Here is a 23,187-nt window from a genome sequence, read left to right as displayed (position 1 = left end):
CTATCTGAGAGCGTTTCAGCTACGAAGACGAATCTATCGCAAACCCGGCCGAGAAGCGCTGAAGCACGTTCTTCGAGAGGTGCTTTGACTCACCAACAATGTGCTTCACAAGAGCGTTCGGCAAAGCCATTTCACTCACGCCTAGAGACGTTCGTTGAGTGGCTATTGAGTGGCCGATACGCTGCAACTACTGTCGGGATTCACCAAGAGGTGATACAAACATCTTGGAGGGGTCGTTTGAGTGGAATCTCGACTTGGCCATTAGTATAATGAGAGAGATAGAGGCCAACGATGATTTCCAATGATCGCGTGGCTTCGATGCCTTTCGAGTGGTTTACGGCAGTCCTATCGAGTAGATCAGAAATATGATTCGCAGCGTTCGCGAACGAACCTTTGTAGTCGTTCTCCCAAGTCCACGGTTCATCGATACCTGGAATTGGCTCCTCAATGTGGTTGCCATCTTCGAGCCGCCAGTAACGCCATTCGCCATCGTCGTTGTTAAGATACAGTTTCCCCTCTGAACCGATGAATTGGAATGTCATCGAAGAGTCCTCACGCGGGATCGTGCAGTCGAGGGTAACGAAGGTTCCATCCTCCATGACGACGAACCCCCCACCACCGGCATCGTCAACAGTTTGATCCGCACCAAGCGACTCGACTGCCTCATTTTGACCGTTAATATAACCGCCGATGCGCTCAGCGCGGGTGTCAAGCAGGTAGATTAAGGTATCGAGTAGGTGGGTTGAGTTGCGGAGCAGTTCCATCCGAAATTGAGCCGACACAGAATGGACTTGTCCGAGCAGGTTCTCCTTGTGAATAAGCCGACGAAGCTGTTGGAGTTTATTAGTAAACCGAAACGAGTGATTCACTACGAGCTCAGTACTAGTCTCCTCGCAAGCCTTGATCATCTCGTGGGCGTTAGTCACTCGCGAGTCGATTGGTTTCTCACACCAGATGACCGACGGGGATGTTGATGCCCGAGCCGTGTCGATCACGTGGGTGTGGTGGAGATAGGAGGGTGTACAGACCGAGACAACATCAAGATTCTCAGCGCTAAGCATCGCCTCGTGCCCGATGTAGCGATGGTCTGCAGAGATGTCCCAGGCGTTGCTGAACTGAGCTAGCTTCTCTTCGTCAACATCGGCGACCGCTACTAATTCGATATCGGGTGTGGCGTCGTATCCTCCGGCGTGGCTTGCCCTAATTTTCTCCTTACCAATCGACTCTTCATCATGCATTCCCAAGATCCCCATCCCCGCGATACCCCCAGTACCGATAATACCAGCTTTGTAAGTCATGATTGTGCCTTATTCGTAAACGTGGGTACTCCCCGTTCGGTTGTTCTTGATGTAATTCCAATCGTAATCGATCCCGAGACCAGGGCCATCGGGTACCGGAACAGTCCCGTCTTCGACATCCTCGATCATATCGGAGTAATTACCCTCATAGACAGGCGGCTGGGTGTTTGAACAATCGGGGTGGACCAAGGCCATTTCATAGTAGTTAGTGTTGCGAATGGCCGCGATACAGTGGCGCTGAGCGGGACCCGGCGCATGGAACTCAACATCAGCACCGAATCCCTCGGCTGCATGTGCAACTTTCATCGCACCTGTGATTCCTGCATCATATTCGGGATCTGCACGGAGGAAGTCAGTCGCCCCATTTTTAATGAAGTCTGAATGCGATTCCAATCCTCGAACATGCTCGGTTTGGAGGATTGGCGTATCAAGCTTCTGTGCTAGCTTCTGATGAGCGTGTTGGGAAATCCCCGCGTCGCGGAATGGGTCCTCGTACCAATAGAATTCCTCCTTATCGAGGGCTCGTCCAACTTTGAGCGCATCGGCAAACGTTTCATACTCACAAGCAGGATCCATCATGAGATCCATTTGGTCACCAACCCGCTCACCGACTGCGTGAACCGCCGCTATCTCGCGGCCAATCCTTCGTGAAACATCGCTACCACCCCAGCCGTGGAGCTTGAATCCACGGAACCCCATTTCGTGACACTCCTCGGCAAAGTCAGCGAATGCCTCAGGCGAATCAAGTCCGCCGTTCTCATCGCCGTGGTACGTTGATGCGTAGGCAGGTATACGCGTGCGATAGGTCCCAAGCAATTCATGAATTGGTGCATCGTAGTACTTGCCTGCGAAATCCCAAAGGGCAATATCAATGGGGCCAATTCCCATGCGGTCATATTTTCGAAGTGCGCGTTTGATTTCACTCCAGTGCTTTTCGCGTTTAAGTGGGTTCTTGCCGATAAGGTAATCAGCAAACATGTTCCACTGAGCAGCAGCTGGTGAATTTCCACCGATATACTCGCCGGTAATGCCAGTGTCAGTGTGAATTTTGAGAGCGAACAGCTTTCGTTCGGTCCTTGTATTAGGTTCATAGACCAGATTGAAGCCAGCTTCGTCTGTTCCGATATCATTCAGTAGATATTTGAATTCAGTACTTTCAATCTGGGTGATAGTCGGCCCCATTATATCTACTCCCAACGAAAGCATCTGTTAAAAATCCTTTGTTTGGTTCGTTCTTCGGTAGTACAGCGGAATGATGAGTATAGTGCTGTCTAATTGTCAGCCTTTGCCATTCTCTCCTTACTCGGCACTGCTAGATTGAGGTTGAACTAAGCGGAGTTCTTCGAGGTGGTTGGGACCATGCTCGAAGAACTCCAAGTGGAGGTCACGAGCTCTCCGGACGTACCGTTTTTGGACGTGGATCGGACGAGCACGCCAGCCTGGCTGATCAGGCTGGCGTGCTCTGCTCACGCTGCTGCAGCATCATTGGCGGAGTGTCGCGATCTCTGCGAGTGGTTCGGCGTCAGCCGAACCCGAGCCGCCATTCACCATTGGTACCAGCCCTTTGCCGAGCACTACGATCAGGACTTCACCGCCGAGCCGGATCGTGTCGCCGTCGATGAGAAACAGATCCAGCTCGAAAACGAGCAGAAGGTCTGGCTCTACGCCGCTATCGACGTCGATTCGAAAGTCGTGCTCCACGCACGACTTTCTCAAAATCGTGGCACCGAGCCCGCAACGACGTTCCTCAGAGAGTTGAAAGAGCATTCGTATTCGGTTAAGGGGATGAATCGCAAGACGACGGCTACCTGTGGTGGTAGCGATGAGGAGGGGGTGAAATGGACGAACTCTCCTCAGAAGCGATCCGTTCTCTCCTGACTTCGCTGTTTTCCTCACAGATGGTCGAAGACCTCGCGCGCGAGCGCGAGGTCGTCGTCCGTGACCGAAAAATCGACGTCAGGATGCTGGTGTGGACGCTCGTCATGGGCTTCGCCGTCGGCGGCGAAGCCCGTTCAGTCGCTGGCTATCGCCGCGCCTACGAGGCCGCGACCGACCACTCGGTCTATCCCTCCAACTTCTACGACCGATTCACCGAAGAGTTGGCCACACTCCTTCGCGACCTCCTCGACCACGCCGTCGAGGAGGTCGCTGTCCCTCACACTCTCATTCCTGCGTTCGAGCAATTCCGTGACGTCATCGCTGTTGACGCGACGATCGTGCGGTTGTGCCGATTTCTCTCAGAGTTCAAAGCTACTCATGAAAACGAGTCAGGACTGACGCTCTATCTCGTCCACAACGTGACCGAGCAGTCGGTGATCTCCGACGAGATCACCGACGAAACCACCCATGAGAGTACGTTGTTTGAGACAGGTTCGTGGCTGTCTGGGCGGCTCTTCTTACTGGATCGTGGCTTCTTCAAGTTCCGTCGATTTGCACTAATCGACGAGAACGGCGGCTTCTTCGTCAGCCGTCTCAAACGGAGTTCGAATCCAGTAGTGACCGAAGAGTTGCAGGAATGGCCCGGTCGGGCCATTCCGCTTGAGAACGAGCGAATCTACGACGTAGTTGGAGATCTGTACCGGGAACACATCGATGTTGAAGTCGAGGTTTCCTTCCAGCGACGAGTGTACGACGGGGTGAAGTCGTGGGATACCAAGCGGTTGCGAGTCGTCGGCGTCCGCGATGAGGACGCCGACGACGGCTATCGGCTGTATATCACGAACCTACCACAGGATCGGTTTGACCCCGACGAGATTTCCACGCTGTACCGAGCGAGGTGGGTGGTAGAGTTGCTGTTTAGGGAGCTGAAGTCGCGGTACTCGTTGGGTAAGTTCGAAACCGAGAAGGCTCACATCGTGAAGATTCAGGTAGTGGCTGCTCTGCTGACATTGGTAGTCAGCAGAGCCATCCTTCGCGAATTCGTCGAGTACGCCGGGGAGCAAGACGACGAGTGCGTATTCCCGCAGGAACGCTGGGCGGCGACCTTCCGGTCGCTCGCCCAGCTGATCCTCCAGGAGATCGCCGCTGGCTACGGGTATCCTCGACCAAATCTCGGCGAGATCCTGTATCACGAAGCCAAGCAGCCATCGCCGTCACGACTCATCCTGCTTCAGGAGGTGAATGCCGAATTGTGTGGCGATTTTTCGCCTTAACCGAATACGAATGGTTGAAAGAGGAACACCGCATCTCCGACGCGGAGTTCCTCGTCGACGGCATGGGCTACCTGACGGCGCTGGCCAAGACCGATCTCCTCGGCGATCTCAACTACTCCGAGCGCAACATCGTTGAGAAGCTGTTCCAGACCTACACCATGCGTATCGGTCGATTCCACGAGACATGGAACGGCAGTCAGCCAAGCGCCGAGCGCTGGCTGACTGCCGACACCGCCTACTACAATCATCTCAGAAGCCACCAAGCGCTGGAGAATCAGCCGCCCATCGAAGCGCTCGAACAGGAGGGTTCAATCTAGCAGTGCCATAGGGGATAATTTCACGAGAATTTGATAGTTCCCACTCCGGGCCACGCACCGCCAGGCCGCTCTCGCAAGGTGGGTAGGATAGTCCCCACAGGGAACGTCGAGAGTGAACCGAACGATTCCGGAGTCGTGACTGTCGCAGAGTTAACGAAATAAAACGCAGGTGATAACCAGGCTGACCGGGAAATCGCGTCCGTCAGTACGTAATATTCTTGCCGGTCTCGTCGTCGAAGAGGTGAATCTTCCCGAGGTTGGCCGAGAGCGCGATCGAATCACCGGGTTCGACATCGATCTCGGGAGACACGCGCGCGCCGAACTCCGTCGTCTCCTCCGTCGGCGACATCAGCGTGAGGAACTTGTCCGAGCCCATCGGTTCGACGACCGTCACGGTGGCCTCCACGACGCTGTTCTCGGTGTACTCGTCGTCGTCGAGGATCGAGAGGTCGTGGAGGTCCTCCGGGCGAATGCCCATCGTGACGTGGTCAAGCGACCTGTCCCACTCACCGATATCCTGGACGATGTCCGCCGGGAGTTCGAACTCGAAGAATTCCCCGACAGCAGCGTAGCCGTCGCTCGTCTCCCGGATCTCCACCGGGAGGAAGTTCATCGGTGGTTCGCCAATGAATCCGGCGACGAACCGATTTACCGGGTTGTCATAGAGGTACTGCGGCGGGCCGATCTGCTGGAGCCGGCCGTTGTTCAGCACGACGACGCGGTCGCCGAGCGTCATCGCCTCGGCCTGGTCGTGCGTGACGTAGATCGTCGTCTTACCGACGCGCTGGTGGATCTCGTTGAGTTCGGTCCGCATTTGGACACGGAGCTTCGCGTCGAGGTTCGACAGCGGTTCGTCCATCAGGAACACCGATGGTTCCCGGACGATGGCGCGGCCCAGCGCGACGCGCTGTTGCTGGCCGCCGGAGAGCTGCGAGGGTTTCCGGCCGAGGAGGTCGTCGATCTCCAGCAGATCCGCCGCCTCGTTGACGCGGCTGTCGATCTCGTCCTCGGGATAGTTGCGGATGCGGAGCGGGAACGACATGTTCCCCTTGACAGTCATGTGGGGATACAGCGCGTAGTTCTGGAACACCATCGCGATGCCGCGCTCACGCGGATCGTACCCGGTTACGTCCTCGTCTTCGATCCGGATGCGTCCCTCTGTCGGTGTCTCCAGGCCGGCAATCATCCGCAACGACGTGGTCTTGCCACAGCCGGAGGGACCGACGAAGACGAGGAACTCGCCGCGCCGGATGTCGATGTTGAGGTCGTCGACGGCGACGATCTCCTCGCCACCCTCGTCCTCAAAAACCTTTGTCACCTCCTCGATCTGGACGTTGATGTCTTCGTCTTCGCTAGCGATACCGCCTCTCGAAGCCGGTGTTTCGACCGGCGATCGTTCGTGTTCACTCATTGATGTTGATTGTCGTTGCTCAGTCATTCTTTCAGTGCTCCGGCGGTGAGTCCGCTGACGATGTACCGCTGGAAGAAGACTACTACGAGGATCGTCGGGATGATCGCGATGACGCTCGCGGCGGCCAGCGACGCCCACTGCACGGAGACGTCACCGACGAACTGGTAGACGGCCACGGAGATCGGCATCGAGCCGAGGTCCGTGGTGACGATGAGGGAGAACAGGAACTCCCGCCACGAGTACAGGAACGTCAGGATGGCACACGCGGCCACGCCGGGCAGCGCCAGCGGAAGCCCTATCTTCCGGAACGCCTGGAGCTGTGTACAGCCGTCGACGCGCGCGGACTCGTCAAGGTCCTGCGGGATCGACATGAAGAAGTTCCGCATGATGTAGATCATCAGCGGCAACCAGAGGTATATCTGGGCGATGATGATTCCGGGGAGCGAGTTCAGCAGGTCGAGCCACGACATGATCTGGTAGTACGGGACGATCAGGCCGATCGGCGGGAACAGGCGGGAGAACAACACACCGATGAAGAGGATGTTGTCGCCCCTGAACCGGTACCTGCTGAACGCGTATCCGGCCGGGACTGCCAGGATGATCACCGCGACCGTCGTCGACGTCGAGATGATCACGCTGTTCAAGACTGCTTTCCAGTAGCTCTCACCGATAAGTACTTGATAGTACGACGAGAGCGTGGGGTCCCGTGGGAAGTAGTTGAGGTTGTACACCGCCTCGTTCGTCTTGAGCGACGTAAGCACTTCCCAGAAGATGGGGACGATGACGGTCAGGACCGCCAGCGCCAAGACGAAGTGGATTACGATGGGGCTCTCGATGAAGTCCCAGAACCCCTGTCGCTTGTCGTAACTGATCCGTTCGTAGGTTTCGTCTGTAGAGCTCATTATTCGTCCATGCCTCCCATGACCATTGTGACGTAGAACGTTGCGACTACCAGCGTGATCCCGATGATGAACACGGCAACAGCCGACGCGTAGCCGTAGTTGAAGTTGATCATCCCCTCACGGTAGATGTGAATACTGAAGATTGTCGTCGACGTGCCGGGGCCACCTGCCGTCATCGGGAAGACGACGGCGAACGCGCGGAACGCGAACATCCAGTTGATGAGCGCGACGATGGCGATGTAGGGCCGCAGATACTGGACCGTAATCGCTCGGAAGGTTTGGAACGTCGTCGCCCCGTCGACCTTTGCCGCGTCGTACATGTGCTTCGGGATGGACTGTAACCCGGCCAGCAGTAGCAACATCGCGAACGGCATTCTGGCCCACGCGTCAGTCAACATGACGGCGAGCATCGCGAAGTTGGGCGACGACAGCCAGGCGATGGGGGCCGCTATCAGTCCCAGGTCCATCAGCACCATGTTGAAGAAGCCGAGTTCGTTGCCGGTGAACATCCACTTCCAGATCAGGGCGACGACGGCCAGAGGGATCGCCCACGAGAACATCACCAGCGTGGAGTAGGCGTCCCGCAACCTGGAATGAGCCACGTGATTGATAGCGAGCGCTACCACGAGCCCGCTCCCCAGGCTGATCGCCAAGGATCCGAACGAGTAAATCAACGTGTTCACGAAGTAGTCCCAGAACTCCGACGACTGGAACATCGTGACGAAGTTTTCGAGACCGACGAACCGCTCGACAGTACCCGGAATCGTCAGGTACAGCGACTGTCGAAGGAGGTAGAAAACGGGATAGACGAAAATCGCCGTGATGATGAGTAGCGCAGGCCCCATTAGCACCAGCAGGATGTGATCGTTTGCGGTCTTCGAGGCCTGGTGGCGCAGCTTCTCGTATCTCGTATCTGGAGTTGTAAAGTTAGTATCTGATTTAAGTGACATATATCTGAGTTTTGAGCCCGGGTAGTTACTGATCTAAAACTGTGTCGATGAACTCCTGAACGGAGTTGAGAGCTTTCTTCGGAGACTTGGACCCGGAGATGGCCTGCTGACACTCCTGACTGAGGTTCTGCTTGATGGAACGCTGCTGCGGGAAGATTTCGGTCTTGTTGCGCGACGCCTGTTCTCCTCGGATCTCGGGATAGAGAGCGGCATCGGTCTCGGCGGCCTCGTCGTAGACGGCTGTGTGCCACGACTGGTTCCCTTCCACGACGAACTCCCACCACGCGGTCATCTGAGAGATGCGGGCGTCCAGGTACACCATCGCGGCTAGTTTGGCCGCGTCCGGCGCGTTCGCGTTGATACCCATGACGTTCGGCGAGGCGAGCCCCGCACGGGTCGGGTTGGGCGCATCGGAGCCACCCTGGGGGGTGAGCGTCGGCGTGTAATCGTCGCCGAGCTCGCTCTGTGCCTGACCAGTGAGGTCGCCGTACACCGGAACCATGGCGAACTGACCCGAAACAAAGCCGTCGGCCAGGTCGCCTTGGCCAAAGTTGACGACCGATTCCGGGACCCAGCCGTTGTCGAGCCATCCGACCATCTTGTTAAGGGTGTAGTAGCCGGCTTCGTCGTTGACAGTGACGGTGCCGTCGTCGTTGACAAACTCGCCACCTGCCTGGTAATAGTGCTTGCTAAAGTCGCGCGTCGTGTAGGTCCGCGACGCACCGCGGTACGCCCACGCGTACGCGTCAGTACCCTCGAACGCTTGCATGCACGTCTCGAGGTCGTCCCAGGACCACTCGCCGTTGACGATGCTGTCGATGACGGACTGGTCGATCCCCTGATCCTCAAGCAAGCCCACGTTGACGTGGACGAGGTCACCCTCAAGATACGCCGGGCCGCCCTGGAGCTGATCGTTGTAGTTTAGGGTCTGTTTCCCGACGGGTTGTATCGGATCCCACATCGACTCGTCACCGAACAGCGGGTCGACCGCCTGAAGGTGTCCCGCCTCTGCGAACGAAGACATCGAGTCAGCCACGACGACCTGGAAGCCTTGCGGCGTGGATTCGCCCGCCTGGAGGAACGCCGTCTCCTTCGGAATTGCCTGATCGACGGTGATTTCGAGGGGATTGATCGTGATGCCGGTCCGGTCCTCGAACATCCCGTGTGCCGCCACAGTCCCCGGGTCGAACTCCAGTGAGCCGAAGTTGAGCAGCTGGATCTCGTCGACGTCAGCGGCTGCCGTGTCGTCCCAGCCCTCGGGGGGCTGCCACGGGGCCGATTGGACTGCCTCGGACTCGGCCCAGGCACTCGAATCGGCGCGTTCGCCCTCGGCCGGGATCGCCTGGCGCTTTTCGAGAGGCCACTCGTCGAGGTCCGTCAGGCGCCGATCCTGCCAATTGTCGGCGAAGGCGATGGACTGGGCCTGTTCCATGAAACCGCTGGAACCGCCGCCACCATTACCGCCGCTGCCGTTGCCGCCGCCACCATTACCGCCGCTGCCGTTGCCGCCGCCACCGCTACCGCTACAGCCGGCGAGGCCGAGGGCTCCGGCAGAGATTGTCGCTCTAAGAATATCTCGTCGGTCTGGTCTGCCATCGTGTGGCATGTGATCCATAGTTAACCCAGTAGCTGATAAAACCACCGATATATAATACTTAGGTAACACTTGGAGCTCTCGGCTTGGCAAGATCGTCTGAATCAGTGAACTGGATCTAATCTGGCCAGAGATGCTGTGTTCGTTTTATCGAAGAGACTTCTTCGAATCAAATCAGCTCTTGGCTCCCACAGCAGCAGGGGAGGTCGCCCGAACTCCGCGAGCGACCCCGGTTACGAGTGCGACATGTTGAGCTCGATCACGTTGGCGGCGCTCATCACGAGCTCGGAGATATCCTTTTCGAGCTGTTCGCCCTTCATGCGGCTCGAGGGGCCGGAGACACTGACGGCGCCGACGGCGTTGTCGGCATCGTCGGTGATCGGAGCGGCGACACAGCGGAGCCCTGAGAGGCGCTCACCGTGGTCGATAGCGTAGCCACGCTCGCGGATCGCTGCCAGGGCCTCGTAGAGCGTGTCGCGGTCCGTGATCGTCGTCTCGGTGCGCGGTTCGAGCCCCCGTCGATCGAGAATCTCGGAGACACGCGCCTCGGGCATGTGCGCGAGCATCGCCTTCCCCAGCCCCGTACAGTGGAGATGAACGCGCATTCCGGCATAGGTGTCGACGCGCACCGCCCGGTCGCCCCGGGCCCGGCAGAGGTAGGCCCCGAGGCCGTGCTCCTCAACGAGGAAGTTCGACAGCTCGCCGGTCTCCTCAGCGAGCCCCTCCACCTCCGGCCGCGCGATGTCGTAGATCTTCATCCGGTTACGTGTGTGCTCGCCGAACTCCAGGAACTGGAGGCCGACGCGGTACGTCGTCCCGTGCTTGACGACATACTCGTTCTTCCGTAGGGTGACGAGGTGGTTGTGGACGGTGCTCTTCGGGATGTCGAGCCGCGTGGCGAGCTCTGTCACCCCCGCTCCGTCGAGCTCCTTCAGCATCTCCAGAATCCGGAAGGTTGTCTCGGTCGCGTCGACGGTGACGTCGCGTTTCATTGCCATGGTTGGCACACACATGCACCGGTACTACAAAACGTTTGTTCCGTCCAGATGAACGTATTGCGGGAATCAGACGGTTTAATGCGTCCGATAGGCTGCCGCTAGACGGAGCGAGTAGTACGAGTACGGCCGGTGTAATCGCCGTCCCGTGGACTACCCGCTCATTAGCGTATTCGACCGGTGTGAACGGATTTCTCTATCTCGAGCGACTGCTCGGTGAATGACGCGAGAACGGGTTACGACGGAGAACTCCCCGCAGGATGGGAGTGGCGGGAGAGCCGGAGCGGGGGCGTCGTCGTCAGCCGGATCGGGACCGGTTCCGCGCCATCCGGACGGCTACGTCGACGGCGTCGACCATGCTCGTCGGGGATGCGACGCCCTCGCCGGCGATGTCGAACGCCGTCCCGTGGTCTACGCTCGTCCGGATGATGGGGAGCCCGACGGTGGCGTTGACGCCGCTGACGCCCCCGGTCTGCTCGAAGCCGAGGAGCTTGATCGGGATGTGTCCCTGATCGTGGTACATCGACACCACGCAGTCGTAGTCGCCGGCCGCGGCCGCGGCGTACACCGTGTCGGGTGATTCGGGGCCGATGGCGTCGATCCCGTCGGCGCGCGCCGACTCGACCGCGGGCGCGATCGCGGCGTCGTCCTCGTCGCCGAGCAGCCCCCCATCACTCGCGTGCGGGTTCAGCCCCGCGACTGCGATCCGGGGGTCGTCGACGCCGAGATCCCGGAGCGCCGTGTCGGTCACGCCGATCGTCGTCCGAACCCGCTCCTCCGAGACGAGATCGCAGGCCTCCCGCAGCGGGACGTGCGTACTCACGTGCGTGACGCGGAGGTCGTCCTCGACGAGCATCATCGAGTAGTCCTCGGTGTCGGTGTAGTCGGCAAGCATCCCCGTGTGGCCGGCGTACTTGCTGCCGGCCATACGCGTCGCCTGCTTGTTGATCGGCGCGGTGACCATCGCGTCCAGCGAGCCGTCGACACAGCCCACGACGGCGCGCTCGACGTACGCCAGGCTCGCTCGGCCGAACGTCTCACGGAGTTCGCCGTAGGCGTGGTCGTTGACGTTGTCGAGGTCGAGGACGGGGATCGCGCCGGCTCCGGTCGCGTCGTTCTCAGACCCGGCCGCGGCACGGGACTCGCTCCGCACCGCCTCGAAGTCGTCGACGACGCGGACTTCGAGTCCGCTGTCACAGACGCGGATCGCGTCGCGCAGCACGTCGACGTCGCCGATCACGACAATGTCCGCGCGGTCTCTCAGCTCCGGGTGCGCCTTCACAATCACCTCGCTACCGATACCTGCCGGGTCACCCATCGTCACGGCGATCAGCGGCCTGTGGTCGCCCGGATCATCGGCGGTCGCCGCGTCGTCGCCCTCCCGAGAGTCACGCATCGTCTCCCACCACACCGTCGAGATAGTTAGCGATTACGCCGTCGCCGCCGAACGCGCCCGCTTTCGTCACGAGCGGTGTCCCGTCCGCGACGCCGCCACGGACCACGCCGACCGGGACGCCCGCGTCGAGTTTCCGCCCGGTCGGGGCGACGGCCGCCGCGCCGAGCGCGTCGAGGCTCGCGCGGGCGACGGCGCCGCCGGTGAGCAGCGAGTCGGTCGGCGGGTCGTCGTCCCGCCACACCGCCCCGGCCGTCGTCGATAGCGCTGCCGCCACCCGGTCGCCGACGTCGTCCGGACGGAGCCCGGCCGCACGCCCCGTCTCGCTCGCCGCCGCCACGTCGTCCCGCTCGGTCGCGGCCGTGACGAGCGCCCGACCACTTGCTTCTAGCCGGTCGAGGCAGGCGGCCGCCGCGTGGTTCGCCGCCGCCTCGGGGTCGCGAACCGCGGCCGCCGCGTCGAGGCGGACGACGCGATCGTCCGGGACCCGGGACACCTGGTTGAGCGTCGCCGGCGCGACGCTGCCGACGACCGCGAGCGCGCGCCGGTCGACCGCCGGCGTCGGCTCGACGGTCGGGGGTTGCGGCCCGCCTTCGGGAAGCGGAACGTGCCGGGCCAGGCCGCCGCTCCCGGCGAACACGGTCGAGCCGGGGTCGGCGCCGGCGGCCAGCGCAGCTAGGTGGTCGTCGTGGACGGCGTCGCAGGCGACGAGACTGCCGGTCGCGGCTGCCGACGACGGCTCGTCGCGAGCACCGGAGGCGTTGAGGGCGGTGAGGCGCTCCACGACGGCGTCTGGCCCGCGGGCGACGGTAGCCGCGGCGACGCGAGGGACGGCGTCGCAGGGCGCGGATACCCGGTCCCGTCCCTCGTCCGATTCCGCCAGCAGACGGGGGAGGTGCGACGTGGCGGGCGCCTTCGCGTCGTCGCCGGCGGCGGTCGCCGTCACGGGGGCGCCGTCGATCAGGTGGTGACCCTCAGCCGTGAGTCGCCCATTGGCGGGGAACGCGGGGGCCACGAGGGCGAGCGGCCGGCCCGTGGCGTCCCGCGCCGCCGTGACCTCGGCAGCGACGTTCCCCCGAAGCGTCGAGTCGACCTTCTTGTATACGACCGCGTCCGGGTCGGCGGCGACGGTCCCGCGCACGGCCGCGGTCACGGACGCCCGCGCCGCGTCGGCGTCGTCGTACCGCGAGTCGGTGTCGACCACCGTCACCGGGGTGCCGTCGGGGGACGTTTCGGCCGCGTCGCCTGTCGGTTCGTCGCCGCCGCCCACCCGGACCGTCGTCCGCCGACCGCGGGCGGCGAACTCGTGGCCGGCGTCAATCGCCCCCGTTAGGTCGTCCGCGACAACCAGTACCCGTCGAGTCATGGCGACGGGTTCGGCGCCGGGGGCGAAAAACACTCGGGTGGGCGGGATCGCCGGACGGGACGGCGCAGGGGAAAGGCTAAACTGGGATGGACGTGTGTTTCACTCATGGTAGATATGTTCATGGGATACCGGCGAGCCGACGGCCGCGTCGGCGTCCGCAACCACGTCGCCGTCCTCCCGACGTCAGTCGCAGCGTCGGCCGTGGCGACCCGCGCCGCCGACGAAGCGGGGGACTGGGCGCGAGCGACCCCACACCAGATGGGCACCTCGCAGCCCGAACCGGCGCGGAAACAGACCGAGCGTGTCCTCGCGGGCGTCGGGCGCAACCCGAACGTCGGCGCCGCGCTGCTGCTCGAACTCGGCACCGAGGATGTCGACGCCGACCGGATCGCGGACCGCATCGTCGAGACAGGCACGCCGGTCGAGACGCTCTCGATCCGGGAGGTCGGCGGGACCCGAGCCGCGGTCGAGCGCGGGGGGGAACTGCTCGGCGACCTGAACACCGTTGCGGCGGACGCCCGACGGGAGGAGGCCGATGTGAGCGAACTCGTCTTCGGCGTCGAGTGCGGCGGGAGCGACGCCACCAGCGGCATCGCGGCGAACCCTGCCGTCGGCAACGCCTGCGACCGGCTCATCGAGGCCGGCGGCACCGCGAGCTTCAGCGAGACGCCGGAGTTCATCGGCGCGGAGCACGTCCTCGCCAAGCGGTGTGCCGACGACGAGGTCCGGGAGCGGCTGCTCGAGCACGTCGAGTCGCGTGAGGCCGCCGCGGACCTGATGGGCGTCGACCTCCGGGGGGCGCAGCCCTCGCCCGGCAACAAAGAAGGAGGTCTGACGACGATCGAGGAGAAGAGCCTCGGCGCCATCTCGAAGGGGGGGACGACGCCCGTTCGGGGAATCGTCGACTATGCGGAGCAGCTCCCTGTCGGCGGCGGGCTCGTCCTCATGGACACGCCCGGCTACGACGTGGAGAGCGTCGTCGGCAAGGTCGCCGGCGGCGCGCAGGTTGTCGCGTTCACCACGGGCAGAGGGAGTACCACCGGCAACCCTATCGCGCCGGTCATCAAGGTGACCGGCAACCCGAAGACCTGGGACCGGATGGCGAACAACATGGACGTGAACGCAAGCACTGTTATCGGCGGTGAGTCGCTCGACACTGTCGGCGAACGGGTGTACGAGACGCTGCTGAACGTCGTCGACGGCAGACGCACGGAAGCCGAGCGCCGCCGGCTGGAGGAGTTCGCGGTGAACGAGCTCCAGCCCAACGAGCTCGCGGCCGGGAGGGCCGACTGATGAGGGGGGACGTGTTCGGTGACGTGGCGCTGCGGATGGCCAGATCGGACAACGTCGCCACCGCCATCGCCGACCTCGACGCCGGCACCGATGTAGCGACCGACGCCAACACGGTGACGCTCGCGGGCGACGTCGCGTTCGGCCACAAGTTTGCCCTCTTGCCTATCGCGGCCGGCGAAGGAATGCGCAAGTACGGGGAGGTGATCGGGCGTGCGACCGACGACGTCGACCCCGGCGAGCACGTCCACGTCCACAACTGCGAGAGCACACGCGGGCGGGGCGATCTCGCTGCCACCGCCGACGAAAGGGGTGAGGAGGCGTGAGTGACGACCGAAGCGAACGGATGGACGGCGCCCTGCCGGGCGACCGTCGGGCACGAACCGACGGCGCCGCCGACGCCTCGGACGAGATCGACGGTCCTACCGGCTACCGCCGGGGTGACGGCTCCGTCGGGATCCGCGACCGGGTGCTCGTCCTCCCGTCCGTGATCTGCTCGCACGTCGTGGCCGACCGGATCGCCGACCGAGTCGACGGCGCGGTGAGTACGCCCCACGACCACGGCTGCGCCCAGCTCGGCGCCGACGCCGATCAGACCGAGCGCACGCTGGTGAACGTCGCGCGCAACCCGAACGTCTCCGGCGCCGTCGTCGTCGGTCTCGGCTGCGAGGAGGTCCAGAGCGGGGACATCGCCGCCGCGCTCGACGAACTGGGCGTCCCGGTGCGCGAGGTGTCGATCCAGGACGCCGGCGGCACCGACAAGTGTCTCGAACAGGGAGTCGCCGCCGCCGAATCGCTCCTCGCGGGTGACAGCTCCGGGGGGACCGCCGGAACCGCCGGCGCCGATCCGACGCGTGTCCCGGTCGGCCTCGGCGACCTCACGCTAGGCGTCGTCTCCGGCGACCTCGCCGAGTCGACGGTCGGGACCGCGGACCCCCTCGTCGGTGACCTCGCCCGCGAGGTGGTTGCGGCGGGCGGGCGCGTCGTCGCCGCCGGCGTCGAGCGCCCGGTCGCACACCCCGAAGACGCCCGAGCGGCCGCGGCCGACGACACACGATCGGCGGTGGGCGCCCTCCTCGACCGGCACGGGGACCGGCCGGCGAAGGTGACCCGCGTCCGCCGCGAAGCCGCGGATCGCTCGTTCGCCGACGCGACGCGCGCTTGGGGGGAGCTCCCCATCGCCGACGTGCTGGCGTACGGCGAGCGGGCGACACACGAGTCGGGACTGGCGCTCGTCGACTCGCCCTCGGAGTTCGCGACCGCCGCGACCGGCCTCACCGCCGCCGGCGCGCACCTCGTCGTCCACGTCACGGCCGACGGCGTCCCGGCCGGCCACCCGGTCGTCCCCGTGCTGAAGGTGACCGGCGACCCCACCACCGCGGGGGCGCTCCCGGACGATGTCGATATCGACGCCAGCCGCGTCGACGCTGACGGCCTGCGCCGGGCGATCGAACGGGTCATCGCAGGCGACTTCTGCTGTGCGGAGCGCCACGAGTTGACGCAGTTCGCCATCGACAGGGTCGGCCCCTCGGTGTAGGGGCGGCGGGCGACGACGCCCGCCTACGCCGTCATTCCCCGATGTCCCCGTTCACGAGGTCCCGCGGCGCGTCCCCGGCGAGCAGGGCATCGGCCCCACGGCCCCGCCGGCCACCTCCTCGGGGGTCTCGGCCCGTGCGGTCACGAGGCGGCCGCCGCGCTCCTCGACGAGTTTTCGCTCCAACTCCACCCTGGTAGCCGTAGTCGGTGATGACGACGGCGAACGTCATTCCCTCGTCGGGGTCGGACCGTACGCGAAAAAGCGCTTCGTCCGTCTGCGGGTTCTACTCTCCGAAGCGGAACGTCGGCTTACACACCGCGCCGTCGAGGAACTTCTCGAACGCCGTGACCGGGTCGTCGGAGTCGTACGGTTCCGCGATGGCCGTTGGGTCGACGGAGCCGTTCGCCATCAGCCGGAGTGCCTGCTCGAAGTTGCGCCAGACGGAGCCGTAAGAGGCGTCGAGCGACACCTCGCCCCGCACGAGCGGCGTGAGGAACAGCTCGCTCTCGCTTCCGGGGAGGCCGATGACCACGATCTGACCCCCCTTCCGGACGTGCTCGGCCGCGACCTCGACGCCGGAGTGGTGGCCAGTCGTGTCGAACACCACATCGAACCCGCCGCCGGCCGTCTCGCGCTCGGCGATCTCGCCGAGGTTCGCCTTCTCGACGTTGATGGCCGTCAGCCCCTGCTCCTCGACGAGCGGGAGGCGGTACTCGGCGTCCTGCCCGAGCCCCGAAACGTACACGTTGGCGCCGACGGAGTCGGCGACGAGGGCAGTGAGCACGCCGATTGGTCCCGGCCCTTCGACGAGCACGTCGTCACCGGCGGTCATAACCGACCGTTCGAGCACCGCCCGCGTGGCGATACTCGTCGGCTCCGTCAGCGCCGCCTCTTCTAGCGGAACGTCGTCGGGGATCTCGTGGAAGTGGTGGGCCTCAACGGTGTGGTACTCCCGCCACGCGCCGTCGCGGTGAAAGCCCGTGATCTCGAAGTTCCGGCAGACGTTCGGCTGGCCGTTCCTGCACTGAAAGCACACCCCGCAGTCGTGGATCGGCTCTTCGACCACCTTCGTGCCGGACGAGAGGGTCGTCACGTCCGACCCGACCTCGACCACCTCGCCGGCGTACTCATGGCCCATGACGCGCGGGACGTCGATGAACTCGTAGCCGGGGACATACTTGTAGGCGTGGGCGTCGCTCCCGCAGAGCCCCGCCGTGTGCACACGGACGAGCGCCTCGTCCGGTCCGGGTTCGGGCCGCTCCCGCTCGCCGACCTCCACGCCGCCGCGTTCGCGTTCGGTCTGGATGATAGCCTTCATGTTCGCTCAGCCGAGTGTCGTGTGCACGCACCACTCCCCGGTACGTAAAGGTTGGTCACGCGCCGGGACGCGACAAGCGCACCGGCACGAGGGCGGTTGCCGGCGGCGGGGCCGGTTGTCGCCACCGGAACCGTTTTGCTCCCGTCCGAACACGTTGGGGTATGCAACACGTTCGATTCCGAGACCCTGAGACAGCCGTACGAACCGGCGAGTGGACCGACGAGGGCCCGGCGTTCGCGGGCCGCACCTACGACGCCGACGAAGTGGACGTCCTCCGCCGACGACCCCCTCGAAGATTGTCTGCGTTGGTCTCAACTACGCGAACCACACCAAGGAATCGGGAATGGAGATCCCTGACCGGCCGCTGCTGTTCCTGAAGCCGCCGAACGCGCTGGCCGGCCACGGAGACAGCGTTCGACTCCCGGCCGGGAAGGAGCGCGTCGACTGGGAGGCTGAATTCGGCGTCGTGATCGGCGAACAGTGTCGGCACGTGGACGAGGTGGACACGATGGACGTCGTCCGCGGCTACACCTGTGTGAACGACGTCTCCAACCGCGACGACCAGGAGGTCGAACAGAACTGGGTACGCGGGAAGGCGTTCGATGGTGCCGCCTCGATGGGGCCGACGGTCGCGACACCCGGTGAGGTTCCCGACGACGCCGACATCGCGCTCCGCGTGAACGACGAGACGAACCGAGGCGATCGGCTTCTCACACCAGATCACCTCGGCCGGGTCCTCCGCCCGCACCGCGTTGAGGACGCCAGGCAGTCCTCGGCGAACGCGTCGGGCGAGTCTAGCCCGCCCGCGTCGTCGCCGTGGTAGGTAGACGCGTACGCGAGGATACGCTCGCGATAGGTGCCGAGCAGTTCGTGGATCGGTGCGTCGTAGTACTTCCCCGCGAAGTCCCACAGCGCGATGTCGATGGCCCCATTCCCATCCGATCGTTCTTCCGGAGGGCGCGCTTGATCTCGCTCCAGTGGCGCTCCCGGCGGAGCGGGTTGCGCCTGATCAAGTAGTCGGTGAAGGTGTTGATCTGGGCGGCCGCCGGGGAGTTCTCGCCGACGTGACTCGTCGGTGGCCCCCTCGTCCGTGTGGACCTGCAGGGCGAACAGCTTCCGCGTCATCGTCTCGCCGGGGTCGTACGCGAGATTGAACCCGTGCTCGTCCGTCCCGACATCCTCCAGTGGGTACTCGAACTCCATACTTTCGATATGCGTGGTCTCCGGGCCCATGTGGGGGCCTCTACCCGGCGAATGAATAAAGCGTGGAGGTGAGCGCCGCTCCCGTCCACACCGAGCGGATCGCTGGGTGCTCTGGGCGGCGCCTATGCGATCGGGAGACCTGAACGACGGAGTTCCACAGCGTTCCCAGGATCAGCCCGCAGGGTCACACGGAGATCGGTGCTCGATTGTCGATTTCGGTCGTGATGCGATGTATAAATGGCGATCCGTCCTCGTCACTCCGGCCGCGGCGTTCAGTCAAGGTGAACGAAGTTGATCCGCCGGATCGGCGTGTCATCCATCAACACCCGATATAGAACCGGGCATTCCCCGAGGTGTAACAACTGTAGTATCGTTATTCCAGTTGTCGACCTTCTCGTATCGGCTCTTTCGGCCACCGATCGATCATTCACCTGTACAGAACACACGTTCACACGGCCGACGGCGGCGAGGAACAGCGTCTCCGCGCCGAAGAAATGAGCCATGGTACCGAGAGTCGTACTGTAGAGCCGAACGGCCGAGAGCATGCGGAGGGACGGAGAACTCGCAGGGTTCAGACGGTGACGACCGGGTTCTTGAGGCGTCCAATCCCGTCGATGTCGATCGCGACGAGATCACCCTCCCGGAGGGTGAACTCCTCGGAGGGGACGAGCGAGGTGCCGGTCAACAGCACGGCCAGTTCCGGAACGGCGTTGTGGCAGGTGTAGTAGGAGGCGAGTTCCTCGCAGGTTCGCACCATCTCGCCGGTTGAAGTGGACTCGTCGTACAGTGTCTCGTCGTCTCGGGTGATCGTCATCGACATCTCGAGGTCGTGGGGGTCGTCCACGGTGGCGGCGGAGACGACTGCAGGGCCGACCGCGCAGCAGCGGTCGTAAACCTTCGCCTGTGGGAGGTAGAGGGCGTTCTCCCCCTCGATCGACCGACTGCTCACGTCGTTGCCAATGGTGAAGCCGACGACCTCCCCGCGGTAGAGAACCATCGCCAGTTCCGGTTCGGGCACGTCCCACTCCGAGTCTTCCCTGACGCCGATAGCCGCCCCGGGACCGACGGTCCGCTCGGCGGTGGCCTTGAAGAAGATCTCCGGGCGGTCGCCCTCGTACACGTTGAGGTACATCTCGGGCATGCCGCTCTCGGCCTCGCGAGCCTGCTCGCTGATCTCGTAGGTGACGCCTGCCGCCCACACCTCGTCGGGGTCGAGCGGCCGCCGGGCGTCCTCGAGCGCCGCCCTGCCGACCGTCGGTGCCCGGTCAAGCAGGCGGTCAGTCACTGCGTCGATCGGGTCGCCGGTGATGGACGCAGCGGCGGCGAGGTCCCGGAACGAGCCGATGCTTTCGTTCGCCGTGGTCAGGTCGTACGCGAGGTCACCCTCTTGGACGGCGAGGTGGTCGCGGTCCTCGCCGCAGATGCGAAAGTATCGCATACCATCTACGGCCGGGGCTCCGCGTAAATAGTTTTCTTCGTCTCCGCTGCCGGGTGTACAGGGCCGGAAACGGGGCGCAGGTTTATGTAGGTTCCCGTGACATGGGGTAGATACATGCACGACCCAGTAGCGCCGACAGTCACCCCCGTCTCCGAGGCCACCGTCCTCGACGCCTGCAGCGGACGGGATCTCCCACGGCTGGGGACCGTCGAACAGCTGTGGGAGACGGACCCCATCCCCGAGGGTGCGATCTCCGAGCGCGCAGCGGCGGCGGTGGACGCCCTCGCGCTCGGCGACATGCCCGACGGCGGCAGTGTCGCCGTAGGCGTCGGAAGTCGGGGGATAACGAACCTCCCTGCGATCGTCGCCGGCGTGGTCGGTGAACTCGACGCCCGTGGGTACGAGCCGTTCGTCGTCCCCGCGATGGGGAGCCACGGGGGCGCCACCGCCGAGGGCCAGCGCGCGAAGCTCGAAGCGCTCGGCGTCACCGCGGAGCGGGTCGGCTGTCCGATTCGACCGACGATGGAGACGGTGACCGTGGGGACGACCCCCGAGCGCGGGATCGACGTCTCCCTCGACGCCAACGCCGCCGCCGCCGACGGAATCGTCCCGATCAACCGCGTGAAACAGCACACCGACTTCGAAGGCCGTGTCGAGAGCGGACTGTCGAAGATGCTCGTCATCGGCCTCGGGAAGCAGCGCGGCGCCAAGACGGCCCACGAGTGGGCGATCGACTGGAGCTTCCGGCGGATGATCCCCGAGATCACCTCACTTATCGTGGAGGAGGCGCCAGTCGTCGGCGGCGTCGCCCTCGTCGAGGACCAGCGCGACGACACCGCCGTGATCGAGGGCATCCCTCCGTCCGGGTTCCTCGGCCGCGAGGCGGAGCTTTTGGAGACTGCCCGTGAACTCCTTCCTCAGCTCCCTTTCGACGACGTGGACGTCCTCGTCGTCGACCGGATGGGCAAGGACATCAGCGGCTCCGGCATGGACACGAACGTGATCGGGAGGCGGGTGTACGGGCTCAACGAGCCGCCACTGGAGCGTCCGGAGATCAAGCGGATCTACGTCAGGACGCTCACCGAACCCTCCCACGGGAACGCGGCCGCGCTCGGGCTCGCGGACTTCGTCGGCGCCGAACTGCTCGCCGACCTCGACCTTTCGAAGACCGTTATCAATGGGCTCACCGCAAGCACTCCCCGCGGGATGCGTGTCCCGCCGCCAGTCGAGACCGACCGGGCGGGGCTCGTGGCCGCGCTCTCGACCGTCGGCGTCACCCCGTCCGAGGAGCTTCGGGTACTCCGCATCACCGACACGATGCGCCTGGAGCGCGTCTACGCCTCCGAGGCACTCGTCACAGAGGCGCGTGACCGCGCTGACCTCCGAGTCGTCACCGACCCCGGCCCCGTCGATTTCGACGATGACGGGTCGTTCACGGCGCCTTCGCCCGTCGACCCCGAGCACTGATGCCGGTCCGGGCGGCCGACCGCTCCCAGGAACTCACCGTTCCGGAGCGACGTAGAGCACGCCCGACGACCCTCCACCGACCACTACAACGACCTACCATGGCAAACGAACCTACCGACGGCGTCGTCGTCGACGCCACAACGCTTGAACAGTTCACCGCCAACGTGCTCCGCGGGGCCGGCCTCGTGGGGAACGCGGCAGACACCGTCGCGGACACACTCGTCGACGCCAATCTCCGCGGCGTCGACACCCACGGTGTGGTCCGGCTCGAACCGTACGCCGACCGATTGGAGTCCGATGGGATCGCCGGCGACCCTGATGTCTCCGTGTCGGGGTCCCACGCCGGGGCAGCCGTCGTCGACGCTGACGACGGCCCCGGCCAAGTCGCGACGCTCCGGGCGACGGACGAGGCGATCAACCGCGCCGCCGACGCCGGTGCCGCGTTCGTCGGGGTGCGCAACAGCAACCACTACGGCACCGCCTCGTACTACACGAACCACGCTGCGGACCGGGGGTGTATCGGGATCTGCATGACCCACTCCGGGCCGAACGTGGCCCCGTTCGGCGGTGCGGACCCCTTCTTCGGCACGAACCCGCTGTCGATCTCGATTCCCTGTGAGGACGGGTTCCACGTCACCCTCGACATGGCGACGAGCGTCGTCGCGAAGGGTGCCGTCATCCTCGCCGAGGAGGAGGGTGAGGAGATCCCGCCGGAGTGGGTGCTGGACGAGTCCGGCGAGCCGACAACGGATCCCGAGGAGTTCCACGCGCTCCGACCCGTCGGCGGCCCGAAGGGGTACGGGCTCGCGTTCGTCATCGACGCGCTCTGCGGGGCGCTGCTCGACACCGCCGTCGGCGAGGACGTGGCGACGCTGTACGACGACGAGTCGACGCCCCAGGGGATCGGTCACATGGTCGCCGCCGTCGACGTCGAGGCGTTCGCCGAGCGCGACGGCTACGAGCGCCGCATCGGCTCGCTGGTCGACCAGCTCTCCTCGGCCCGACCGGCCGAGGGATTCGACGAGGTGCTCCTCCCCGGCGAGCCCGAGGCACGGACCCGCGAGGAGCGGCTGGCGGAAGGGATTCCACTCGGCAGCGGCGTGGTTGACACGCTCCGGTCGCTGGGAGGCCGGTACGAGGTTCCACTCGAACTATAGTATATCATACTGATCTACGATATCGTTGTACTCGGCTCTGCACGTTTAAGTCGGAACGCGATGTAGACGGCAATGACGGCCGATGCTTCCGATTACGGACTTCCTGTCCTGCACCGATCCACNCCGCAGCAAGACCGTCACCGGGATCGCACGTGAAGTCCTTCCGGCCCAAGGCGACCGAGCACTCAACAAGTTCCTCACTGAATACGACTGGGACGGAGATCAACTCAACCACGAACGATTAGAGGAGTTGCAAAAACACGGCGAGACGCGCTGGTCACAGGACGGCTACATCGTCATCGATGACTCGGTGTTCCAGCGAACCGGGAAGGAACTTCCCGGTGCTGGAGAGTTCTACGATCATACTGAAGGAGAACCCGTTTGGGGACAGGACCTCGT

General features: G+C 63.9%; 19 protein-coding genes and 4 pseudogenes. 10 read left to right on the top strand and 13 right to left on the bottom strand.

Annotated elements, in window-relative coordinates:
* Positions 1 to 200: 200 nt before the first annotated feature.
* Positions 201 to 1,298: a Gfo/Idh/MocA family protein gene (locus tag C450_RS19605; protein WP_005046740.1), complete on the bottom strand. Its 1,098-nt coding sequence runs from the start codon at positions 1,296 to 1,298 to the stop codon at positions 201 to 203.
* 9 nt (positions 1,299 to 1,307) lie between these two features.
* Positions 1,308 to 2,480, bottom strand: coding sequence for a mandelate racemase family protein (locus C450_RS19600; protein ID WP_049910520.1), 1,173 nt, complete (start codon positions 2,478 to 2,480; stop codon positions 1,308 to 1,310).
* A 177-nt stretch (positions 2,481 to 2,657) separates the two neighbouring features.
* On the opposite strand from C450_RS19600, the pseudogene C450_RS21120 reads away from it, so the two are divergent.
* The 3 genes and pseudogenes from C450_RS21120 to C450_RS19585 form a co-directional block, all read left to right on the top strand.
* Positions 2,658 to 3,062, top strand: a pseudogene (locus C450_RS21120) (IS6 family transposase); the annotation flags it as partial.
* A 74-nt stretch (positions 3,063 to 3,136) separates the two neighbouring features.
* Positions 3,137 to 4,450, top strand: coding sequence for an IS4 family transposase (locus C450_RS19590; protein ID WP_005046736.1), 1,314 nt, complete (start codon positions 3,137 to 3,139; stop codon positions 4,448 to 4,450).
* A gap of 8 nt (positions 4,451 to 4,458) precedes the next feature.
* Positions 4,459 to 4,767 (top strand): annotated as a pseudogene (locus C450_RS19585) (IS6 family transposase); the annotation flags it as partial.
* Positions 4,768 to 4,969: 202 nt separating this feature from the next.
* Here the strand turns inward: C450_RS19585 and C450_RS19580 are convergent.
* The 7 genes from C450_RS19580 to C450_RS19550 all read right to left on the bottom strand — a co-directional run bounded on the left by C450_RS19580 (position 4,970) and on the right by C450_RS19550 (position 13,378).
* On the bottom strand, positions 4,970 to 6,178 hold the full coding sequence (locus C450_RS19580; protein WP_005046732.1) for an ABC transporter ATP-binding protein: 1,209 nt from the start codon (positions 6,176 to 6,178) through the stop codon (positions 4,970 to 4,972).
* Between the two features lie 23 nt (positions 6,179 to 6,201).
* On the bottom strand, positions 6,202 to 7,080 hold the full coding sequence (locus C450_RS19575) for a carbohydrate ABC transporter permease (protein ID WP_005046731.1): 879 nt from the start codon (positions 7,078 to 7,080) through the stop codon (positions 6,202 to 6,204).
* Positions 7,080 to 7,796, bottom strand: coding sequence for a carbohydrate ABC transporter permease (locus C450_RS19570; protein WP_241430440.1), 717 nt, complete (start codon positions 7,794 to 7,796; stop codon positions 7,080 to 7,082). Before C450_RS19570 ends, C450_RS19575 begins: the two co-directional genes overlap by 1 nt.
* Positions 7,797 to 8,055: 259 nt before the next feature.
* On the bottom strand, positions 8,056 to 9,636 hold the full coding sequence (locus C450_RS19565; RefSeq protein WP_152424551.1) for an extracellular solute-binding protein: 1,581 nt from the start codon (positions 9,634 to 9,636) through the stop codon (positions 8,056 to 8,058).
* A 221-nt stretch (positions 9,637 to 9,857) separates the two neighbouring features.
* Complete coding sequence (locus C450_RS19560) at positions 9,858 to 10,616, bottom strand: IclR family transcriptional regulator (protein WP_005046725.1); 759 nt, start codon at positions 10,614 to 10,616, stop codon at positions 9,858 to 9,860.
* A gap of 301 nt (positions 10,617 to 10,917) precedes the next feature.
* Positions 10,918 to 12,015 (bottom strand): 4-hydroxythreonine-4-phosphate dehydrogenase PdxA, encoded by a 1,098-nt coding sequence (pdxA, locus tag C450_RS19555; protein WP_005046723.1) that lies wholly within the window; start codon positions 12,013 to 12,015, stop codon positions 10,918 to 10,920.
* Complete coding sequence (locus tag C450_RS19550) at positions 12,008 to 13,378, bottom strand: four-carbon acid sugar kinase family protein (protein ID WP_080510350.1); 1,371 nt, start codon at positions 13,376 to 13,378, stop codon at positions 12,008 to 12,010. The genes pdxA and C450_RS19550 overlap by 8 nt, the downstream gene beginning before the upstream one ends.
* A 105-nt stretch (positions 13,379 to 13,483) precedes the next feature.
* Here C450_RS19550 and C450_RS19545 point away from each other — a divergent pair, with 105 nt between their 5' ends.
* From C450_RS19545 to C450_RS19535, 3 genes are read left to right on the top strand one after another with little or no spacing between them, the layout of a single operon-like run.
* Entirely contained in the window at positions 13,484 to 14,671 is a 1,188-nt protein-coding gene (locus C450_RS19545) for a UxaA family hydrolase (RefSeq protein WP_049910510.1), read from the top strand.
* A complete protein-coding gene (locus tag C450_RS19540; RefSeq protein WP_005046716.1) occupies positions 14,671 to 14,994 on the top strand; it encodes a UxaA family hydrolase in 324 nt (107 codons plus the stop codon). The genes C450_RS19545 and C450_RS19540 overlap by 1 nt, the downstream gene beginning before the upstream one ends.
* On the top strand, positions 14,991 to 16,205 hold the full coding sequence (locus tag C450_RS19535; RefSeq protein WP_005046714.1) for a UxaA family hydrolase: 1,215 nt from the start codon (positions 14,991 to 14,993) through the stop codon (positions 16,203 to 16,205). Before C450_RS19540 ends, C450_RS19535 begins: the two co-directional genes overlap by 4 nt.
* A gap of 51 nt (positions 16,206 to 16,256) precedes the next feature.
* On the opposite strand, the gene C450_RS23300 is transcribed toward C450_RS19535, so the two are convergent.
* Both C450_RS23300 and C450_RS19530 read right to left on the bottom strand, forming a co-directional pair.
* Positions 16,257 to 16,388, bottom strand: coding sequence for a hypothetical protein (locus C450_RS23300; RefSeq protein WP_275039291.1), 132 nt, complete (start codon positions 16,386 to 16,388; stop codon positions 16,257 to 16,259).
* Between the two features lie 100 nt (positions 16,389 to 16,488).
* Positions 16,489 to 17,523, bottom strand: a complete 1,035-nt coding sequence (locus C450_RS19530) for a zinc-dependent alcohol dehydrogenase (protein WP_005046712.1) — start codon at positions 17,521 to 17,523, stop codon at positions 16,489 to 16,491.
* A 161-nt stretch (positions 17,524 to 17,684) separates the two neighbouring features.
* Here C450_RS19530 and C450_RS21115 point away from each other — a divergent pair.
* A pseudogene (locus C450_RS21115) lies at positions 17,685 to 18,220 on the top strand (fumarylacetoacetate hydrolase family protein); the annotation flags it as partial.
* A gap of 74 nt (positions 18,221 to 18,294) precedes the next feature.
* On the opposite strand, the pseudogene C450_RS19520 reads toward C450_RS21115, so the two are convergent.
* Both C450_RS19520 and C450_RS19510 read right to left on the bottom strand, forming a co-directional pair.
* Positions 18,295 to 18,756 (bottom strand): annotated as a pseudogene (locus C450_RS19520) (mandelate racemase); the annotation flags it as partial.
* Positions 18,757 to 19,297: 541 nt separating this feature from the next.
* On the bottom strand, positions 19,298 to 20,164 hold the full coding sequence (locus tag C450_RS19510; RefSeq protein ID WP_005046703.1) for a fumarylacetoacetate hydrolase family protein: 867 nt from the start codon (positions 20,162 to 20,164) through the stop codon (positions 19,298 to 19,300).
* Positions 20,165 to 20,278: 114 nt separating this feature from the next.
* On the opposite strand from C450_RS19510, the gene C450_RS19505 reads away from it, so the two are divergent.
* From C450_RS19505 to C450_RS19495, 3 genes are all read left to right on the top strand, one after another.
* On the top strand, positions 20,279 to 21,631 hold the full coding sequence (locus C450_RS19505; RefSeq protein WP_005046700.1) for a hypothetical protein: 1,353 nt from the start codon (positions 20,279 to 20,281) through the stop codon (positions 21,629 to 21,631).
* Between the two features lie 98 nt (positions 21,632 to 21,729).
* A complete protein-coding gene (locus C450_RS19500; protein WP_005046698.1) occupies positions 21,730 to 22,788 on the top strand; it encodes an Ldh family oxidoreductase in 1,059 nt (352 codons plus the stop codon).
* A gap of 82 nt (positions 22,789 to 22,870) precedes the next feature.
* Positions 22,871 to 23,187: transposase (locus tag C450_RS19495; RefSeq protein WP_005046695.1), on the top strand; the 317-nt coding region annotated here is incomplete at its 3' end.

Source organism: Halococcus salifodinae DSM 8989, assembly GCF_000336935.1.
Classification (GTDB): domain Archaea; phylum Halobacteriota; class Halobacteria; order Halobacteriales; family Halococcaceae; genus Halococcus; species Halococcus salifodinae.
This window is presented reverse-complemented; position numbering and strand designations above follow the sequence as displayed.